Source organism: Henriciella aquimarina, from assembly GCF_002088975.1.
Taxonomy (GTDB): domain Bacteria; phylum Pseudomonadota; class Alphaproteobacteria; order Caulobacterales; family Hyphomonadaceae; genus Henriciella; species Henriciella aquimarina.
In genome coordinates, this window is the sequence record NZ_NCST01000041.1 from 60,908 (window position 1) to 77,900 (window position 16,993).

General features: G+C 63.0%; 19 protein-coding genes. 13 read left to right on the forward strand and 6 right to left on the reverse strand.

Translation table 11 applies throughout. From position 1 onward, the window contains the following. Positions 1–137: 137 nt before the first annotated feature. The 9 genes from rpsF (at position 138) to B8784_RS06685 (ending at position 6,454) form a co-directional block, all read left to right on the forward strand. Positions 138–473: a 30S ribosomal protein S6 gene (gene rpsF / locus B8784_RS06645; RefSeq protein ID WP_084396815.1), complete on the forward strand. Its 336-nt coding sequence runs from the start codon at positions 138–140 to the stop codon at positions 471–473. 11 nt (positions 474–484) lie between these two features. Then, on the forward strand, positions 485–757 hold the full coding sequence (gene rpsR, locus B8784_RS06650) for a 30S ribosomal protein S18 (protein WP_084396816.1): 273 nt from the start codon (positions 485–487) through the stop codon (positions 755–757). Between the two features lie 12 nt (positions 758–769). Next, a complete protein-coding gene (gene rplI, locus B8784_RS06655) occupies positions 770–1,363 on the forward strand; it encodes a 50S ribosomal protein L9 (RefSeq protein WP_084396817.1) in 594 nt (197 codons plus the stop codon). Between the two features lie 166 nt (positions 1,364–1,529). Beyond that, positions 1,530–1,922: a DUF4345 domain-containing protein gene (locus B8784_RS06660; protein WP_158085612.1), complete on the forward strand. Its 393-nt coding sequence runs from the start codon at positions 1,530–1,532 to the stop codon at positions 1,920–1,922. A 147-nt stretch (positions 1,923–2,069) separates the two neighbouring features. After that, positions 2,070–3,557, forward strand: a complete 1,488-nt coding sequence (locus tag B8784_RS06665; RefSeq protein ID WP_084396819.1) for a replicative DNA helicase — start codon at positions 2,070–2,072, stop codon at positions 3,555–3,557. Positions 3,558–3,622: 65 nt separating this feature from the next. Continuing rightward, positions 3,623–4,684, forward strand: a complete 1,062-nt coding sequence (gene alr, locus B8784_RS06670) for an alanine racemase (protein ID WP_084396820.1) — start codon at positions 3,623–3,625, stop codon at positions 4,682–4,684. Then, positions 4,662–5,477 carry an MlaE family ABC transporter permease gene (locus B8784_RS06675; protein ID WP_084396821.1) on the forward strand — a complete coding sequence of 272 codons (816 nt, stop codon included), beginning with the start codon at positions 4,662–4,664 and terminating at the stop codon, positions 5,475–5,477. Before alr ends, B8784_RS06675 begins: the two co-directional genes overlap by 23 nt. A 2-nt stretch (positions 5,478–5,479) precedes the next feature. Next, entirely contained in the window at positions 5,480–6,253 is a 774-nt protein-coding gene (locus tag B8784_RS06680) for an ABC transporter ATP-binding protein (RefSeq protein ID WP_084396822.1), read from the forward strand. Between the two features lie 9 nt (positions 6,254–6,262). Next, on the forward strand, positions 6,263–6,454 hold the full coding sequence (locus tag B8784_RS06685; RefSeq protein WP_084396823.1) for a hypothetical protein: 192 nt from the start codon (positions 6,263–6,265) through the stop codon (positions 6,452–6,454). Between the two features lie 532 nt (positions 6,455–6,986). Here the strand turns inward: B8784_RS06685 and B8784_RS06690 are convergent. Further along, complete coding sequence (locus B8784_RS06690; protein WP_084396824.1) at positions 6,987–7,316, reverse strand: UrcA family protein; 330 nt, start codon at positions 7,314–7,316, stop codon at positions 6,987–6,989. A gap of 160 nt (positions 7,317–7,476) precedes the next feature. On the opposite strand from B8784_RS06690, the gene radA reads away from it, so the two are divergent. From radA to B8784_RS06710, 4 genes are read left to right on the forward strand one after another with little or no spacing between them, the layout of a single operon-like run. Continuing rightward, the gene (gene radA / locus B8784_RS06695; RefSeq protein WP_084396825.1) at positions 7,477–8,853 is read left to right on the forward strand and encodes a DNA repair protein RadA; all 1,377 of its coding nucleotides are present in this window, start codon (positions 7,477–7,479) and stop codon (positions 8,851–8,853) included. Further along, positions 8,850–9,398, forward strand: coding sequence for a CvpA family protein (locus tag B8784_RS06700; protein WP_233356003.1), 549 nt, complete (start codon positions 8,850–8,852; stop codon positions 9,396–9,398). The genes radA and B8784_RS06700 overlap by 4 nt, the downstream gene beginning before the upstream one ends. A 29-nt stretch (positions 9,399–9,427) precedes the next feature. Then, positions 9,428–10,867, forward strand: coding sequence for an amidophosphoribosyltransferase (gene purF, locus B8784_RS06705; protein ID WP_084396826.1), 1,440 nt, complete (start codon positions 9,428–9,430; stop codon positions 10,865–10,867). Positions 10,868–10,895: 28 nt separating this feature from the next. Then, positions 10,896–11,594, forward strand: a complete 699-nt coding sequence (locus B8784_RS06710; protein ID WP_084396827.1) for an SDR family NAD(P)-dependent oxidoreductase — start codon at positions 10,896–10,898, stop codon at positions 11,592–11,594. Between the two features lie 12 nt (positions 11,595–11,606). On the opposite strand, the gene der is transcribed toward B8784_RS06710, so the two are convergent. The 5 genes from der to B8784_RS06735 form a co-directional block, all read right to left on the reverse strand. Continuing rightward, positions 11,607–13,136 (reverse strand): ribosome biogenesis GTPase Der, encoded by a 1,530-nt coding sequence (gene der / locus B8784_RS06715; protein ID WP_084396828.1) that lies wholly within the window; start codon positions 13,134–13,136, stop codon positions 11,607–11,609. A 54-nt stretch (positions 13,137–13,190) separates the two neighbouring features. Then, positions 13,191–14,537: a PQQ-like beta-propeller repeat protein gene (locus B8784_RS06720; RefSeq protein ID WP_084396829.1), complete on the reverse strand. Its 1,347-nt coding sequence runs from the start codon at positions 14,535–14,537 to the stop codon at positions 13,191–13,193. Continuing rightward, positions 14,538–15,290 carry a hypothetical protein gene (locus B8784_RS06725; protein ID WP_084396830.1) on the reverse strand — a complete coding sequence of 251 codons (753 nt, stop codon included), beginning with the start codon at positions 15,288–15,290 and terminating at the stop codon, positions 14,538–14,540. A 90-nt stretch (positions 15,291–15,380) separates the two neighbouring features. After that, on the reverse strand, positions 15,381–16,202 hold the full coding sequence (gene panB / locus B8784_RS06730) for a 3-methyl-2-oxobutanoate hydroxymethyltransferase (RefSeq protein WP_084396831.1): 822 nt from the start codon (positions 16,200–16,202) through the stop codon (positions 15,381–15,383). A gap of 114 nt (positions 16,203–16,316) precedes the next feature. Further along, positions 16,317–16,901 (reverse strand): NnrU family protein, encoded by a 585-nt coding sequence (locus B8784_RS06735; protein WP_084396832.1) that lies wholly within the window; start codon positions 16,899–16,901, stop codon positions 16,317–16,319. Between the last annotated feature and the right edge of the window lie 92 nt (positions 16,902–16,993).

Consider the following 16,993-nt stretch of genomic DNA (forward strand, 5'->3'; position numbering starts at 1 on the left):
GCAGTTGAGGTTTAAGCGCGCTCTTCACGAAGACTGCGGTCCTGCGGTGCGGAATGAGCCGTACCAGCCAGGGGCCATCGCCGGAGCGGTTTCCCGCTTGCTCCAGCGCCGCGGTCTGAACACCAGGGAACGAACAAATGGCATATTACGAACACGTGCTGATTGCCCGGCCGGATATCTCGCCTGCACAGGTCGAGACTCTGATCGAGGAACTCGGCGACTTCCTGAAGAAGAACGGCGCCACGGTCGGCAAGACCGAATACTGGGGCCTTCGCAACCTGTCCTACCCGATCAACAAGCAGCGCAAGGGTCACTATTCCCTGCTCAACATCGATGGGCCGTCCGAGGCCATCGCCGAGCTTGAGCGTCGCCAGCGGATCTCCGACGACGTCATTCGCTACATGACCGTCAAGGTCGATGAGCTCGACGACGAGCCGTCCGCAATGATGGGCCGCAAGGGCCGTAAGGACTAAGGGAGCAAGCGATGTCTTCAGAAAACAACTCCGGTGATATCAACATCACCAACATCCCGGCCCGGCGCACCTTCAACCGCCGCCGCAAGGTCGATCCGTTCTCCGGCGAAGGCGCCCCGAAGATCGACTACAAGGATGTGAAGCTGCTGCAGCGCTACATTTCCGAGAAGGGCAAGATCGTGCCCAGCCGGATCACTGCAGTGAACGTCAAGAACCAGCGCAAGCTCGCCCGCGCCATCAAGCGCGCCCGCATGCTCTCGCTCCTGCCTTTCACCGTGAAATAGGAGGACACCACCATGGAAATCATCCTTCTTGAACGCGTCGAAAATCTCGGCGAGCTCGGTGACGAAGTGAAGGTGAAGAACGGCTTTGCCCGTAACTTCCTCCTGCCGCGCGGCAAGGCGCTGATCGCCAATGATCGCAACCGCGCCCGCTTCCAGGCCGAACGCGATGCCATTGAAAAGCGCAACGCCGACGCCCGTGCCGAGGCACAGACGACCGGCGACTCGCTCGAGGGTGTCGACCTCGTCCTGATCCGCCAGTCGTCCGACACCGGCAATCTCTACGGCTCGGTCTCGACCCGTGACATCTCCGAAGGCCTTGCCGAAAAGGGCTTCAAGATCACGCGCGGCCAGATCAAGCTGGACCGTCCGATCAAGACGATCGGCGTCTACGAGATGGGCATCCGCCTGCACGCCGAGGTCATGGTCGACATCACCGTGAACGTCGCGCGTTCGATGGAAGAAGCCGAGCGCCAGGCCGCCGGCGAAAACATCATCGAAACCCTGCAGGCCGAGCAACAAGGCGCATCTGCCGAGCAGGCCGCGGAACTGGCCGAAGCCAGCGCCGAGCGCGAAGAAGAAACCCGCGAGGGCGCCGAAGAGGAGTAAGCTCCCCTTCGCCGCATTGCGAGGCTCCAGGAAGGCCGCGTTCGAAAGAGCGCGGCCTTTTCTTGTGCCGCGGGGGAAAGGCTCCTGACCGCGATGTGTCGCCTTGCCGGCAGGAACTTCTGCGGCGATAGTCCTTCATCTCATGGCCTTGTGGGAGGGGCATGGCATGCGGACTTTCCTCAAGGGCTATGCAATCCTGTTCGGGGCGGTTTGCGCCCTGATCGCGATCGGGCACATTGTCATGGGCCCTTCGATCATTCCCGGCAGCATTCCCGTCAATGCCAGCATGGACAGCGAGGACCGCTTCTACGCCACGCTCTTTCTTGGCTATGGCATCGCCATGATCTGGAGCGGCCTGGATCTGGAGCGCCGCGGCCAGCTTTTTGGCTGGCTCCTGCTCGTCTTCTTTGTAGCCGGAATTTCGAGACTGATTTCCTGGGCACTGGTCGGCCCGCCCATCGGCTTCTTCATCGTGCTGACAGCGATTGAGCTTCTCTCTCCGCCTGTCCTCTGGCTTCTCTACCGGCAGGCCTTTTCACAAGCCACCGGCCGATCCTGAAAGCTCTCACCTTCAGCGACCGCAATCCACAGCCAGGTTTGATCTGTGGACGAAGTGAAAACTCCCGGGGGGTTCCTGCAAGTCAAGCCTGAAATATCTTCCGCGGCTTGGGTAAGACAGAATCATGCTAGGCTGGGAAATTGTCCGATGAATGATATGTCCAACCCGCCCTCGACTGTCGAGGCTCCACACAACCTGTCGGCCGAGGCTGCCGTCATCGGCGCGATTCTCTATGACAATAATGCGTTCCAGCGCGTGGCCGACATTCTGCGTCCGGGTGACTTCTATTCCATCCCGCATCAGGAGATCTTCGAGGTCTGCGCGAACATGATCCAGTCCGGCCGTGTGGCCGATGGCATCACGCTGCGCGAGCATTTCGAGAAGGCTGACAAGCTACAGGAAATCGGCGGCGCGGCCTATCTGGCCGAGCTTCTGAACTCCGCCGCCTTCGGGCCGGAAATCTCCGACTATGCGCATATGATCCGTGACTTCGCGATGCGCCGCGAGCTTATCGACATCGGCGCCAACGTGCAGTCGCGGGCCTTCACGCCCGGCCCGGACGAAAGCGGCGACCGCCAGCTGGAGCTGGCCGAGCGTTCGCTGTTTGACCTGGCCGACCGCGGCTCCTCGGGCCGCGGCTTCCATACCTTCGCCTCGGCGCTGAAAGAGTCGCTGCAGATGGCGGAAGCCGCCTATCAGCGCGACGGCAAGATCGCCGGCATCGCCTCCTATCTTGACGACCTCGACCAGAAGCTCGGCGGCTTCCACCCATCCGACCTCGTTATCCTCGCCGGCCGTCCCTCCATGGGGAAAACGACGCTGGCGACGAACATCGCCTTCAACGCCGCGCATGCCTGCCGGCGCGAGACACAGGAAGACGGCTCAAAGAAGACCGTGGAAGGCGCAGTCGTCGCCTTCTTCTCGCTGGAAATGTCGTCAGAACAGCTCGCTACGCGTATCATCGCCGAGCGGACCGGCATCAATGCCCACCGCATCCGTCAGGGCGATCTCGACAAGCACGATTTCGAGAAGATCCGCGAAGCGACCGAAGAGCTTCAGAACCTGCCGCTCTATATCGACGACCAGGGCGGCATCTCGGTGAGCCAGCTTTCGGCCCGCGCTCGCCGCCTGAAGCGTACCGTCGGCCTCGACATGATCGTGATCGACTACCTGCAGCTGCTCACCGGGTCGAGCGGCAAGAGCAATGAGAACCGCGTGCAGGAAATCACGCAGATCACCATGTCGCTCAAGGCATTGGCCAAGGATCTGAACGTGCCGGTCATCGCGCTCTCGCAGCTCTCGCGCCAGGTCGAGCAGCGCGACGACAAGCGCCCGCAACTCTCCGACCTGCGGGAATCCGGCTCGATCGAGCAGGATGCCGACGTCGTCATGTTCGTCTATCGCGAGTCCTACTACCTTGAGCGGACCGAGCCGCAGGCCACCCCCGACGATCCGAATGCCGGGGAAAAATGGGCCAAGTGGCGCCAGCGCATGGACGAGGTCTACGGCACCGCGGAGGTCATCATCGGCAAGCAGCGTCACGGCCCGATCGGCCGCGTGGTCCTCGCCTTCGATGCCAACACGACCCGCTTCGGCAATCTCGAGCGTGCCGTGCCCGACGGCGACTTCGAGTAGCCCGAAGGACGCGACGACACATTTCCGGTTTGCCTCGCCCGCAACGCCCATTAAACGCGAAGGCCATGAGCCTTCATCCGCGTGCGCGCATCCATCTCGATAATATCGTCGCCAACTGGCGGGCCATCGGCGCGCTGACACCCGACAGCGAAACAGGCGCCGTCGTCAAGGCGAACGCCTATGGCCATGGTGCGGTCCCCGTCGGCAAGGCCCTCTTCGAAGCGGGCTGCCGGACCTTCTTCGTCGCCTATGCCGAGGAAGGCGCGGAGCTTCGCGCAAGCGTCGGTCCGGAGGCAGTCATTCTGGTCTTCAATGGGGCGGCAGGCAATGACCGTACAATTGTACGGGAGACACGCCTCACTCCGGTCATCAATTCGCTACCAGCGCTGAGAGACTGGTTGTCGTACGATGATACGACGTCCTATGCGGTGCACCTCGATACGGGCATGAACCGGCTCGGCATCCGGGCCGAGAATGTTCCCGAAATGATAGACATGTCACGCACGCACCCGCCGGCGCACATAATGTCGCACCTGGTCGACAGCGACGTAGCTGACCACCCCCTCAATACCCGCCAGCTTTACAGCTTCCGCGATCTCGCCGAGCCATTAACCACAGCCCGAAAGAGCCTCGCCAATACCGGCGGCTGCTTTATCGGACAAATGTACGGCTTCGACGTGACCCGCCCCGGTATCGGACTTTATGGGGGCGGTCCGACACCCCCCGCCGGCACCGCGATTCGCCCCGGCATGACGCTGGAAGCCCCGATCCTGACGGTCCAGACCGTGCAGCCCGGAGAGACGGTCGGCTATGGAGCAGAGTGGACATTTCAGACCGTCCGCACGCTTGCCACGGTTGCCCTCGGCTATGGCGACGGCTTCCTGCGCAGCGCCTCGAATCACGGGGTTGCGAGCCTCGGCGGAACGCCCTGCCCAATCGTCGGACGTGTTTCGATGGATTTGACGACAATCGACGTCACCGCAGCAGGGGGCCTTGCCAAACCGGGCGCATTCGCCCAATTCATCGGTCCGGAGATCCTGCTCGAGGATCAGGCGAAACGAGCCGGCTCGGTCGGCTATGAACTGGTAACGGGGCTCGGCCATCGTGTCACACGCATCTACGAGTAAACGCCGCGGTTTCCCCAACCCTATCGCCTGGATCGGCCGCAGCACGATCGGATTGCTGAGCGAGGTCGGAAAGCTCACCAATTTCGCTGTCCGCATCATGGCAGCCGCCTTTTCGCCCTCCTGGAACTTTGCCCAGATCTGGAAGCAGGTCATCGCGATCGGTTTCTATTCCCTGCCCGTCGTCGGCCTGTCGGCGGTCTTCATCGGCGCGGCGCTGGCGCTCAACGTCTATACGGGCGGCAACCGCTTCGGGGCCGAACAGTTCGTGCCCAACATCGTTGCGCTCGGTATTACCCGCGAGCTTGGCGCCACCATTACCGGCCTAATGCTGGCCGGCCGCGTCTCCGCGGGTATCGCCGCCGAAATCGGCGCGATGAAAGTCACCGAACAGATCGACGCGCTGAAGACGCTGTCAGCCAATCCATTCCGCTATCTCTATGCGCCCCGCTTCCTGGCCGCCTGCCTGACCCTGCCGATCCTGGTCTTTGTGTCCGATATTATCGGCATCATGGGCGGCTGGCTGGTCAGCGTTTTCGGTCTCGACTTCGACTCGACGACCTATCTGCGCAATACAGTCGACTTCCTGACCATGGAGGACATCGTGGTCGGCCTGATCAAGGCAGTCGTCTTCGGCGCCGTGATCGCGACCATGGGCTGCTATCAGGGCTCGAAGTCCAAGGCCGGGGCGACCGGGGTGGGCCGCGCGGCCACGCTCTCCATGGTCGGCGCTGCCGTGCTCGTTCTGGCGGCCAACTACATGATGTCGACCCTGTTCGTGAATATCGGGATCTGAGCATGACAGAGACGACAAGCCCCATTCTCCAGCTCAAGAACGTCGAGAAACATTTCGGCAGCAATCGCGTGCTGCGCGACGTGAACCTCGATGTCGAACGCGGCTCATCGCTGGTGATCCTGGGCGGGTCGGGCTCGGGCAAATCCGTGATGCTGAAATGCGCCCTCGGCCTGATGACACCGACTGCCGGACAGATCCTGTTCGATGGCGTGGACGTCACGCATGACCAGGGCAAAACCCGCGAAGCCATGCGCGCCCGGATCGGCATGCTGTTCCAATCGGGTGCCCTGTTTGACAGCCTCACCGTCTGGCAGAACGTGGCCTTCCGCCTGCTCAATGCCCAGAAGATGAACCGCTCTCGCGCCAAGGAACGCGCCATAGAGACGCTGAAAAAGGTCCGCCTCGGCGCCTCCGTCGCGGATCTCTACCCGGCAGAGCTGTCGGGCGGCATGCAGAAGCGCGTGGCGCTTGCCCGGGCCATCATCACCGAGCCCGATCTTATCTTCTTCGATGAGCCGACCACCGGCCTCGACCCGATCACAGCCGATGCCATCAATGACCTCATTCTCGAACAGGTGAATGCGCTGGGCGCGGCCACCGTTACCATCACGCATGACATGGCGTCTGCCCGCAAGGTCGCCAACGAGATTGCCATGCTGTTCGAGGGCGAGATCATCTGGCGCGGCCCGGCCAGCCAGATCTACGACTCCGGCAACGACTATGTCGATCAGTTCGTCCATGGCCGCGCTGACGGCCCCATACAGCCCGCGATCTAGGCCACCACCATGACCCAGCGCGCCAAGACCTGCCTCGTCCTGATCATGGTTGTGAACATTGTCGCGCTGGCTGCCTTTGTCGGTTTCGGCATGTGGGGCATGGAAACGGCCGGCAAGGTCAATCCGGTGCTGATGCTCCTCATTGCCGGTAGCGACATCGCCGCCTCCTTCTGGCTCTGGCGCCGTGCGCTGGGGCGCTGAAGGAGGGGAAAACAGGCCCTGATCCAGGCGCACACGCCCCAACCACCACAAATAAGCGATAGAGAAACGGGCAAGCCTGTGCCCTTGGCCGCGGTCCGGACGTCCCCCCGCTTGCCAGGTGGCCTCCTTCGGCCTCAAAAAGCCCCGATTGGAGATGACACGCCCCGCGCCGGCCAGATCGACACATCTCTTCTTGTGCAGCAAGAGCAGCAGTTTGCAGCCATTTCCAGAGCACAAGAGTTACAAATGTAACTTTTTCAAATGGAACGACATAGAGCCGCACAGCCCCGCCCTTTCCTGGATATGACGTCACGAATTTGAGGCGGCCTGCGCGGCTTGATCAGTCAACCGACCGTTCGGCGCCAGAAGAATTTAGTTACCCTTGCACCTCCCTAGAGCCTCTTTTGGTCAAGCAGTCGCCCCCATAAAAAATGCCCCGGCGTTCTCCACCGGGGCATCTTCGATCTGAAGCGAGGGCCGCCCGAATTTCTCAGGTACGGACGGCCCTCTGACTGGAGCTGAAGGGGTATCATCAGCCTTTCCAGACCCTCCTGACAGCGACCTTCCGTTCCGGGTCACCACCGATTGAATCAATTGCATTTTCCATCGCATCGTTGATGCACGCCCGCTCATAACGGAGCTGTTGGAGCGTCTTCACACCGCTGCGAACACCGCAAACGCTATCTGCGGCTTTCTCAAGACGTTTCAGCACCATGCGAGCACCATTTTCGGTGCCCAGGTCATAGCCGGAAATGTCGACATCGACACTCCGGACCCGATGGGCCGGGTCGGCAAAGGCCGGGGCGGCAGCGCCAGCGATGAAAGTTGCGGTGATAATGCCTGCAAGAATAGTACGGGACATGGGTATGCCTTCTCTGTCATTTTTATCGACCCTTTCCCTTGAGCCGTTTCAGGCTATCAAATCTTATTGTTTTTCAATAATTAATTCCATGTAATGTTACAAATGTCACTTATATGACGTCCCTTCCCTCGCGGCGCGCATCACCTTAGCTCTTTTCTCCATGGCGCGTTCAAACACCTCCTATACCTGCCAGGCTTGCGGGGCGGTCCATGCCAAATGGGCCGGGCGCTGCGAGGCGTGCGGGGCATGGAACACGCTGGTCGAGGAGACCGTATCCGCCGCGCCCGGTGGTTTGGCCGCCCCGAAGACCTTGTCGAAAAAGGCCGGCAAGGCCGATCTCACGACGCTTAGTGCAGTCAGCGAAGCGCCAGCCCGCCATGTCATCGGCGTTGATGAGCTGGACCGCGTTTTCGGGGGCGGCCTGGTGCCCGCCTCGGCCACGCTGATCGGCGGGGATCCCGGCATCGGCAAATCCACACTGCTCCTGCAGGTCGCCGCGCGGCTCGCCCGCAACGGTTTGAAGACCGTCTATGTCTCCGGCGAGGAAGCGGCCGCCCAGATCCAGGAGCGCGCCCGCCGGCTCAAGGTTGCCGAGAGCCCGGTCGATCTCGCCACCGAGACAGACCTCAGAAAGGTGCTCGCCACGCTGAAAGCGGCCAAGCCGGATTTCGTCGTCATCGATTCGATCCAGACCATGTGGTCCGACGGCCTCGAGGCTGCGCCCGGCTCGGTTGCCCAGGTGCGCGCCTGTGCGCAGGAACTGACACGCTGGGCCAAGAAGTCTGGCGTTGCGCTGATCCTCGTCGGCCACGTCACCAAGGAAGGCCAGATCGCCGGCCCTCGCGTGGTCGAGCACATGGTCGACACCGTCTTCTATTTCGAGGGCGAGCGCGGCCACCAGTTCCGTATCCTGCGCGCGGTCAAGAACCGGTTCGGCCCGACCGATGAGATCGGCATCTTCGAAATGCACACTTACGGCCTCGCCCCAGCGCGAGAGCCCTCCGCCCTCTTTCTTTCCAGCGACAGCGAAACCTCCGGCGGTGCCGCCGTCTTCGCCGCCATGGAGGGCTCGCGGCCCGTCCTCGCCGAAGTGCAGGCGCTGGTCTCGAACTCCGCCTATGGCACGCCCAGGCGCAGCATTGTCGGCTGGGACGCCAACCGTCTGGCCATGGTGCTGGCGGTGCTGGAAGCGCGCTGTGGCGTCTCACTTGGCGGGCGTGACGTTTACCTGTCGGTCGCCGGCGGCTACCGAATCGCCGAGCCGGCCGGCGACCTTGCCGCGGCCGCCGCCCTGCTCACATCCCTGGCCGACAAGCCGGCCCCGGAAAAATCCGTCTTCTTCGGCGAGATCGCGCTCTCCGGTACAATTCGTCCGGTTGCACGCACGGAACAACGCCTCAAGGAGGCCCAGCGGCTGGGTTTCCAGCATGCTTTCGTGCCTGAAGGCAGTTTCCCGGCAATTGAAGGGTTGACCGTGACGGCCCTGACACGGCTATCTGAACTCGTAGAGTTACTTGGTCCGGAACCAGACGCATGATGGACGCCCTCACAGCTTTTGACGCGATCGTGATCGTCCTTCTGATCATCTCGACGCTCATGGCTCTGGCGCGCGGTTTCATGCGCGAACTCGCCACGCTCGGCGCCTTCATCGCAGCGCTTGCCGCCGCCTATTATGCCCGGCTTTTCCTGCGCGATGCGGTCTCCAGCATCATGCCCGGCGATTCGCCTGACTGGCTGCCGGACCTGATCCTTTTTCTCGGTTTCTTCCTGCTGGTCTATGTGATCGTCGCCTGGTTCGGCGCGAACCTGTCCAAGTCGATCCAGGGGGCGGAAGGTGTCAGTGTTTTCGACCGCGTGGCAGGCGCCGCCTTCGGCTTCTTCCGGGGCGCTGTCGTGCTGATTTTCTTCGTCTTTCTCATGCGCATGGCCCTGGATCAGGACCGGATCCCCGAATGGATCCGCAACGCGCAGACCTATCCGCTTCTGGAAGAAGGCGCCGCCTATGTCGAGCGCCATGCGCCTGAGGTCGGCGAGCGCGTTCAACAGCAACCCGGACTTGACGCCCGCACGGACCCGGCATAACTCGCAGGCAACTGCCAAGCGAGGTGTCGATGTTCTGGGATCATGATGACGACAAGCCTCGTGAAGAGTGCGGCATCGTAGGCGTTTTTGGCCACCCTGAAGCATCCCTTCTGACAGCCCTTGGCCTCCACGCCCTCCAGCATCGCGGACAGGAAGCCTGTGGTATCGCCACCTTCGACGGCGAACGCTTCCACAATGAGCGCCATATGGGCCTCGTCGGCGAGAATTTCGGCGGCGACCTGACCGACCGCCTGCCCGGCCATTCCGCCATTGGCCACAACCGCTACTCCACCCAGGGCAAGCCGGCAGTCCGCAACATCCAGCCGATCTTTGCCGATCTCGCCTCATCCGGTTTCGCTGTCGCCCATAATGGCAACATCACCAATGCCCGCGCGCTGCGCCGTGACCTGATCGAGAAGGGCGCGATCTTCCAGTCGACCATGGACACAGAGGTCGTTCTGCAACTCGTCGCGCGCAGCCCGAAGCCGCTGATGCGCGACCGCTTCCAGGAAGCCTTGACCTATATCGAGGGCGGCTACGCCCTGGTCGGCCTGACCAACAAGAAACTGATCGGCGCCCGTGACCCGATCGGCCTGCGCCCGCTCGTCCTCGGCAAGATCGGGTCCGGCTGGGTGCTGGCGTCTGAAACCTGCGCGCTCGACATCATCGGCGCGGAATTCGTCCGCGAGCTGGAGAACGGCGAAGTCGTCATCATCAACGAGGATGGCGTCGAGAGCTATTTCCCCTTCCCGCGCCGGCCGGAATCGCCCTGCCTGTTCGAATATGTCTACTTTGCGCGGCCCGATAGCGTCGTACAGGGCCGCTCGGTCTACGAGGTCCGCCGCCGCATGGGCAACCAGCTGGCACGTGAGAACCCGGCCGATGTCGACGTGATCGTGCCTGTGCCGGACTCCGGCGTACCAGCCGCCATCGGCTTCTCCGAGGAAAGCGGCATCCCCTTCCAGCTCGGCATCATCCGCAGCCACTATGTCGGTCGCACCTTCATCGAGCCGACCCAGACCGGGCGTCAGCGCTCCATCTCGCGCAAGCATTCTCCCAACAAGGCGGTGCTCGAAGGCAAGCGTGTGCTGCTCGTGGATGACTCCATCGTGCGCGGCAACACCTCCAAGAAGATCGTCCAGATGGTGCGCGATGCAGGCGCCCGCGAAGTGCATATGCGCTCGGCTAGCCCGCCCATCACTCATCCCGATTTCTACGGCATCGACATGGCCGCGCAATCCGAGCTGATGGCTGCCAACCACTCGCTTGAGGAAATGCGCAACTTCCTCAAGGTCGAGACGCTTGGCTTCCTGTCGGTGCCCGGCCTCTATTCGGCGATCGGCGTCGAGCGGAACTCCGCCCAGCCGCAATTCTCCGATCATTGCTTCACGGGCATCTATCCGACCCGGCTGGTCGATCACATGCGCGACGAAAGCGCCAAGGAACGCCAGCTTTCCCTGCTGGACTAAGCGCACACAGCCGATTAGGCCGCCTTCCATGGATAAACGCATCACACTGGTGACCGGGGCGTCCCGCGGGATCGGCCGCGCCGCAACCCTGGAACTGGCCCGCCGCGGGCATCACATCGTCGCCGTCGCCCGCTCGAAACTGGCGCTGGAGAAGCTCGATGACGAGATCAAGGCCGAAGGCGGCAGCGCCACGCTGGTGCCAATGGACCTGAAGGACCCGACCGCCTTCGAGACACTAGGCCAGGCGCTGGCAACGAAGTTCGGCCGCCTTGATGGCGTGCTCGGCAATGCCGGCATTCTCGGTACGCTGGGCCCGTTGCAGGCGATTGGCCCGCGCAGCTTCGAAGAGACGATCGAGGTGAACCTCACGGCCAACTGGCGGCTGATCCGGGCCATGTCACCGCTGCTGCAGCGCTCGGAAGCGCCCCGCGCGGTCTTCATCACCTCCGGTGTCGTGCCACGCCCGCGCGCCTTCTGGGGCCCCTACCAGGCCTCCAAGGCCGGCCTCGAAGCGCTTGTCGCCGCCTGGGCCGACGAGAACGAGAATCTGAAGCTCCGGGTCAACCTGTTCGACCCTGGTGCCACGCGCACCGGCATGCGCGCCGAAGCCATGCCGAGCGAAGACCCGATGACGCTGCCGACGCCGGAAGAGGTTGTGGGCAAGCTCGTGCCGCTGCTCGAAGAAAGCGAAATGCGCACGGGTGAGCGGATTACGTATCGGGACTGAGGAAGCCCGGCCCTACTTCTTCCGCCGGCCCTGCGCCTTGTCGGCAAAGGGGTTCGCCCCCTGGCGCACGAATAGCCGGATCGGCACGCCGGGCATGTCGAAAGCCTCACGGATCCCGTTGATCAGGAAGCGCTTGTACTGTTCCGGCATATGCTCGCCCCGCGAGGCGATCAGCACGAAGGTCGGCGGGCGCGCCTTCATCTGCGCCATATAGCGCGGCTTGATGCGCTTTCCGTGGACCGATGGCGGCGGATGGCGCTCGATCGTGTAGCGCAGCCAGCGATTGAGATCGCCCGTCTTCACGCGCGCGGACCAGTCGTCATAGACCTTGGCCACCGCCGGCATGAACCGGTCGACCCGCTTGCCCGTCAGGCCCGACAGCGTGACCACAGGCGTGCCCTTGGCGTTCGGCAGCAGGCGCTTGGCGAGGTCGCTCAGCTCGCGCATCTTCTGGGCGTGGTTCTCGACCGTATCCCATTTGGAGATGACGAAGACGAGCCCCCGGCCTTCACGCACGGCGAGGTCGGCAATCTGCAGGTCCTGCTTCTCGAAGGCATCATCGGGATCCATGACCAGGGCGATGATGTCGGCATATTTGAGCGAACGGACCGTCTCTCCCGTCGACATGCGCTCAAGGCGCTCCTGCACCTTGGACTTGCGCCGCAGGCCGGCCGTGTCGACCAGCTTGATCCGGCGGCCTTCATACATCCAGTCGACGGCGATAGAATCGCGCGTGATCCCGGCTTCCGGCCCGGTGAGCAGCCGCTGCTCGCCGAGCAGTTGATTGACCAGGGTCGACTTGCCGGCATTCGGACGCCCGACAATGGCAAGCCGGATGGGGCGCTTTTTCGCTTCCTCGCGCGCGGCAAGCTGCGCCTCGGCCTCGGCGGCGTCATCGATGCCAGCCTCTTCCAGCGCCGCACTCAGCGCTTCTTCCGTCAGGTTCGGATCATCGACATCGATCTCGGCCAGGCGATCCAGGATTTCATCATCGAAGCCCTCGCCCTCGGCCGCATCGTCTTCGGTGAAGGCGGCGAGGAAGGCTTCCTCGCCCAGCGCAGCGCGGATCGCGGCATAAAGATCGCCCAGCCCCTCGCCATGTGCGCCTGACAGCCCGACCGGTTCCCCGAAACCGAGGCCCCAGGCTTCGGCAATGCCGATATCGCCCTGGCTGCCTTCGGCCTTGTTTGCCGCGAGCACGACGGGCAGGTCGGCCTTGCGCAGCACTTCGGCGAAAGTCTCATCGGTCGGGGTGACGCCGGCGCGCGCATCGATCAGGAAAAGCGCGAGCTCCGCCTCGCGGATGGCCACTTCGGTCTGGTGACGCATGCGCGCTTCCAGCGACTCGTCATGCACATCCTCGAAGCCGGCCGTATCGATCAGGGTCAGCGGCAAGTCGGCCAGCCGACCTGAGGCTTCCTTGCGGTCACGCGTCACGCCCGGCTGGTCATCGACCAGCGCGATCTGCTTGCCAGCAAGACGGTTGAACAGCGTCGACTTCCCGACATTCGGGCGGCCGACAATCGCGATCTTCAACGGCATGAGCCGCCCCTTCCCAATGCACCCCGCGCCTGGTCCGGGGCAAAGCGCAGCCTCTTAGCGGATTGCGATCAGGCGTGCATTATCTGTCAGCACAAACACCTTGTCGCCGGCTGCAATCGGCTCGATGTAGACCGGGCTCTTGAGATCGATGGAGTCGATACGCTCCCCGGTCTTCGGCGACAGGCTGATCAGCTCACCCCGCGAAGACACGACAATCACCTGGTTCGAGGCGATGATCGGCCCGGAATAGGAAATCCGGCCCTTCTTCTTCTTCGGCTTGGCAAAGCGCGGCAGCTCGCTGACCCAGTAGACTTGGCCATTGTTCGCGGCAAGGCACGCCACACGGCCATCGGTGCTGGCGACGAAAAGATAGTTGCCGGCAAGCGCCGGGGCAGACGTCGAGCCGACCGGCTGGACCCAGACCCGGTTACCGGTGCGCCCGTCAATCGCGGCCATGACACCCGACTGGTTCGCCGCAAAGACGAGCCCGCCGCCGATCACAGGGCGCGAAGCAATGTCGTTGATCGAGGAGATCGGCGTGAACCGGCCCGGCCGCGACAGCGCCTCGTTCCAGAGACGGCGGCCATTGGCGGCCAGATAGGCGATGATCTCACCCGAGGAATAAGGCGTGATGACGATGTCCTCGATCGCCGCCGAGCTGGGCGAGCCGAGCACGCGGGCGGATTCCGCAATCGCCTGGTCCGACCAGAGGATACGGCCCGTCTTCAGATCGAGCGCGAAGACTTCATTGTTGTTCGAGGAGACATAGGCGCGCTTGTCCTTGATGGTCGGCGAGCCGGTCATCGGCGCTTCCATATCGCGCCGCCACAGCTCGCTGCCATCGGACGCATCGAGCGCACTGACAAAGCCATAGCCGCTGGCGACGATGAGCCTGTCATCGGCCAGGGCAATACCGGAGCCGACGCCGATCTGGTCGCGGCTGTTTCCGGATTTGAGTTCACGGGTCCAGAGCCGGTCCCCGGAGGCGATGTCGAAAGCCCGGACGGTCTGGTCGGAATCGATGACATAGATTGTCGTCTCGCTCGTCACCGGCGGAGAGGTCAGCGCGCGTTTCGTCGCCGAGCCGCGTCCGGCATCGATGCGCCAGGCAACCTCGAAATCCTTCGCCGCCGCGATATGCCCGGCCGCCTTGGTCGCTTGCGAACCGGCCTGCGGCCAGCTGGTCAGAACCTCCGCGTCCGGCAGCGTGACCTCTTCATCGGCCAGTTCGGGGCTCGGCTCGATCACTTCGTCACCGAGAACCATCTCGATGCGGCCTTCCTTCTCCTCAGCCGAAAGGCGTTCCTTCTCCGCGCGCTGGTTGCGGAAATAGGAGCAGGCGCTGAGCGACAGGATGAGTACACCTGTCAGCGCAATGCGGAAGGTCTTGTTCGCGGTCATTTAGGTGGGGTCTCCATCTGTCTGGGACGCATCGGGGGCTTCAGCGGGCGTACCGGTTTCGGCATCCTCGCCGCCGGCTTGCGAAGCTGTGTCGCTGTCTGCCGCCTCGGACGGCTCAGCGGCTGGCAGGGTATCAAGCGCGATGCGGGCGCGCTGCTGAACGCCTTGCGGCACATTGGCAAGGAAGCGCAGATCGTTGAACGCCTCGCGCGCATAGGCATAATCTTCTTCTTCTGCTGCCTTCGCCGCGACCAGTTCGAGCGCCAGCGCCCCGAACTGCGACTCTTCATCGGCCAGCCCGCCGAGATAGGTTTCCAGCTCGCTGCGGCTCATCGTTTCCGATTTGAGATAGGCTGCCTTGAGCAGCGACAGCTTGCCGATGGGCGTCTCGGTATTGGCCGCCTTTTCCAGCGCGGCCACGGCAGCGGTGCGGTCGGCATTGCCTTTCAACCGGGCCTCGGCGAGATAGTTCGCCGCCACCGGCGCAATCCGCGCATCGCTGTCCGACAGCGTTTCAAAGGCGGTCGCCGCCTGCTGAAAATCCTGGTCGTCGAGCGTGTCGCGTGCGGTTTCGAACTGTTCCGCACTCGCTTCGACCGATTGGGACTGGCGATGGTCGATGAACTCGTAAAGCGCGACACCGCCAATCAGAAGGGCTGCGGCGATATAGGCGAAGATGCCGTATTTTTTCCACAGGCGCTCGGCCCGATCCTGGCGAAGGCCCTCTTCAACTTCCTCAAAAATATCAGCCACTTGGCCTACTCCGGTTTCGCGCCGTCAAATCAATCCGCGCGCACCCTAACCCCGAGCCTGTCCCCCGGCAACGCGCGAAAGCGGTTTGCTTTATTGTTTCCTCAGCTTGTAGGTTTCCGCCTCTCCCGGGAAGCGTCTGGCCCGCACATCGGCGGCATAGCTCTGCGCCGCCTTGCCGATTTCGGTGCGCATATCGTGATAGGTCCGCACGAATTTCGGCGTCCAGTCGAAATAGCCGAGCATATCCTGCAGAACCAGCACCTGCCCGTCACAGGAGGCCGAGGCCCCGATCCCGATGGTCGGACATGACACCTGCCGCGTGATCTCATCGGCCAGATCTTCAGCCACGCCCTCGATGACGATGGCAAAGGCTCCGGCTTGCTCGGCTGCCTTGGCCTCTTCCATGACGCGGGCGCGCTCGTCGGAATTGCGCCCCTGCGCCTTGAAGCCACCTGTGACGTTTACCGCCTGGGGGCGCAGGCCGACATGGCCCATTACCGGCACGCCGCGCTCGACGAGATGCGCGATCTGGTGGGCGGCATAGGCGCCGCTTTCGAGCTTCACCGCCTGGCAGCCGGTTTCCTTCATGATGCGCGCGGCATTCTCGAAGGCGGTATCGGCATTGGTCTCGTAAGAACCGAAAGGCATGTCGACGACGACGAAGGCCTGCTCCGAGCCGCGCATCACGGCCTGACCGTGCAGGATCATCATCTCCATGGTGACGCCGACCGGTGTGTCGAGCCCGTGCACCACCATCCCCACCGAATCGCCGACCAGCAGCACATCGCAATGCTCGTCCAGGATCGACGCGGTCGGGGCGTCATAAGCGGTCAGGCAGACAAGCGGATCGCCCCCCTTGGCAGACGCGATATCCTTGACCGTCTTGCGGCGCGTTTGGGTCTGTTTCGACATTCTACACTCCAGTCAGGGCCTAGCAGGCCGAAGGGGAAGGCGTCCTCCTAGCAGAGCCGAACGCCAGAGGCCAAGCCATGATCGCGAGGGTGCCTCTCCAGGCGGGCCGTTGCGCTAGCCCTGCGGCAGCGCCGGCATGCCGAACAGGATGGGATGCAGCCACAACAGCATGGCCACCCACAAGCCGGTCCCGATCGCGACGGCAAAAACGTCTCCCATAAGCGCCGGCTTCACATCGGCCGGCGGGCCATTGTCGCCGCGCTTTTTTACCGCGATCCGGTCGATCACGGCATAGGCGAGGAAGCTGCCGAACAGGATGATCGAATTGAGCTCGCCATTCGCCAGCAGGTGGCCGGTCGCCCAGAGCTTCACCCCGACCAGCATGGGATGTTTCAGCGTCTTCTTGATACGCCCGGTCGGTGTGTAGGCGGCAAACAGGATAACGAAGGCGAAAAGCTGGATCAGCACGTTCAGATGCTTCAGCCCGACCGGCGGTGACCAGACCACCATGGAAGGCCGCATCGCGCCGTATCCGATGACGATCAGAACGAGGCCAGCCACCGCGACAAGGCTGTAGAGCCCCATATACGGCCCATAGCCCATGCGGACCCGAAGATCGCGCCCCGCCGCGCGCGAGCGGAAGCTGGAAAACAGGTGGCAGCCGAAAAACAGCACCAGCCCGGCAATCAGATAGACCATGTATCCCTCCCCTCACTTTGAGTGAGCATGTCCCGGAACGGACTCCGCCGCAAGCCGCGACCGGATAACACCGGGACAGGCCCGGCAAAGCC

What these genes read in the sequence shown, in the direction of transcription:
- rpsF (WP_084396815.1), top strand. Translation starts at nt 138, where the DNA reads ATGGCATATTACGAACACGTGCTGATTGCCCGGCCGGATATCTCGCCT.
- rpsR (WP_084396816.1), top strand. Translation starts at nt 485, where the DNA reads ATGTCTTCAGAAAACAACTCCGGTGATATCAACATCACCAACATCCCG.
- rplI (WP_084396817.1), top strand. Translation starts at nt 770, where the DNA reads ATGGAAATCATCCTTCTTGAACGCGTCGAAAATCTCGGCGAGCTCGGT.
- B8784_RS06660 (WP_158085612.1), top strand. Translation starts at nt 1,530, where the DNA reads ATGCGGACTTTCCTCAAGGGCTATGCAATCCTGTTCGGGGCGGTTTGC.
- B8784_RS06665 (WP_084396819.1), top strand. Translation starts at nt 2,070, where the DNA reads ATGAATGATATGTCCAACCCGCCCTCGACTGTCGAGGCTCCACACAAC.
- alr (WP_084396820.1), top strand. Translation starts at nt 3,623, where the DNA reads ATGAGCCTTCATCCGCGTGCGCGCATCCATCTCGATAATATCGTCGCC.
- B8784_RS06680 (WP_084396822.1), top strand. Translation starts at nt 5,480, where the DNA reads ATGACAGAGACGACAAGCCCCATTCTCCAGCTCAAGAACGTCGAGAAA.
- B8784_RS06685 (WP_084396823.1), top strand. Translation starts at nt 6,263, where the DNA reads ATGACCCAGCGCGCCAAGACCTGCCTCGTCCTGATCATGGTTGTGAAC.
- B8784_RS06690 (WP_084396824.1), bottom strand. Translation starts at nt 7,316, where the DNA reads ATGTCCCGTACTATTCTTGCAGGCATTATCACCGCAACTTTCATCGCT.
- radA (WP_084396825.1), top strand. Translation starts at nt 7,477, where the DNA reads ATGGCGCGTTCAAACACCTCCTATACCTGCCAGGCTTGCGGGGCGGTC.
- B8784_RS06700 (WP_233356003.1), top strand. Translation starts at nt 8,850, where the DNA reads ATGATGGACGCCCTCACAGCTTTTGACGCGATCGTGATCGTCCTTCTG.
- purF (WP_084396826.1), top strand. Translation starts at nt 9,428, where the DNA reads ATGTTCTGGGATCATGATGACGACAAGCCTCGTGAAGAGTGCGGCATC.
- B8784_RS06710 (WP_084396827.1), top strand. Translation starts at nt 10,896, where the DNA reads ATGGATAAACGCATCACACTGGTGACCGGGGCGTCCCGCGGGATCGGC.
- der (WP_084396828.1), bottom strand. Translation starts at nt 13,136, where the DNA reads ATGCCGTTGAAGATCGCGATTGTCGGCCGCCCGAATGTCGGGAAGTCG.
- B8784_RS06720 (WP_084396829.1), bottom strand. Translation starts at nt 14,537, where the DNA reads ATGACCGCGAACAAGACCTTCCGCATTGCGCTGACAGGTGTACTCATC.
- panB (WP_084396831.1), bottom strand. Translation starts at nt 16,202, where the DNA reads ATGTCGAAACAGACCCAAACGCGCCGCAAGACGGTCAAGGATATCGCG.
- B8784_RS06735 (WP_084396832.1), bottom strand. Translation starts at nt 16,901, where the DNA reads ATGGTCTATCTGATTGCCGGGCTGGTGCTGTTTTTCGGCTGCCACCTG.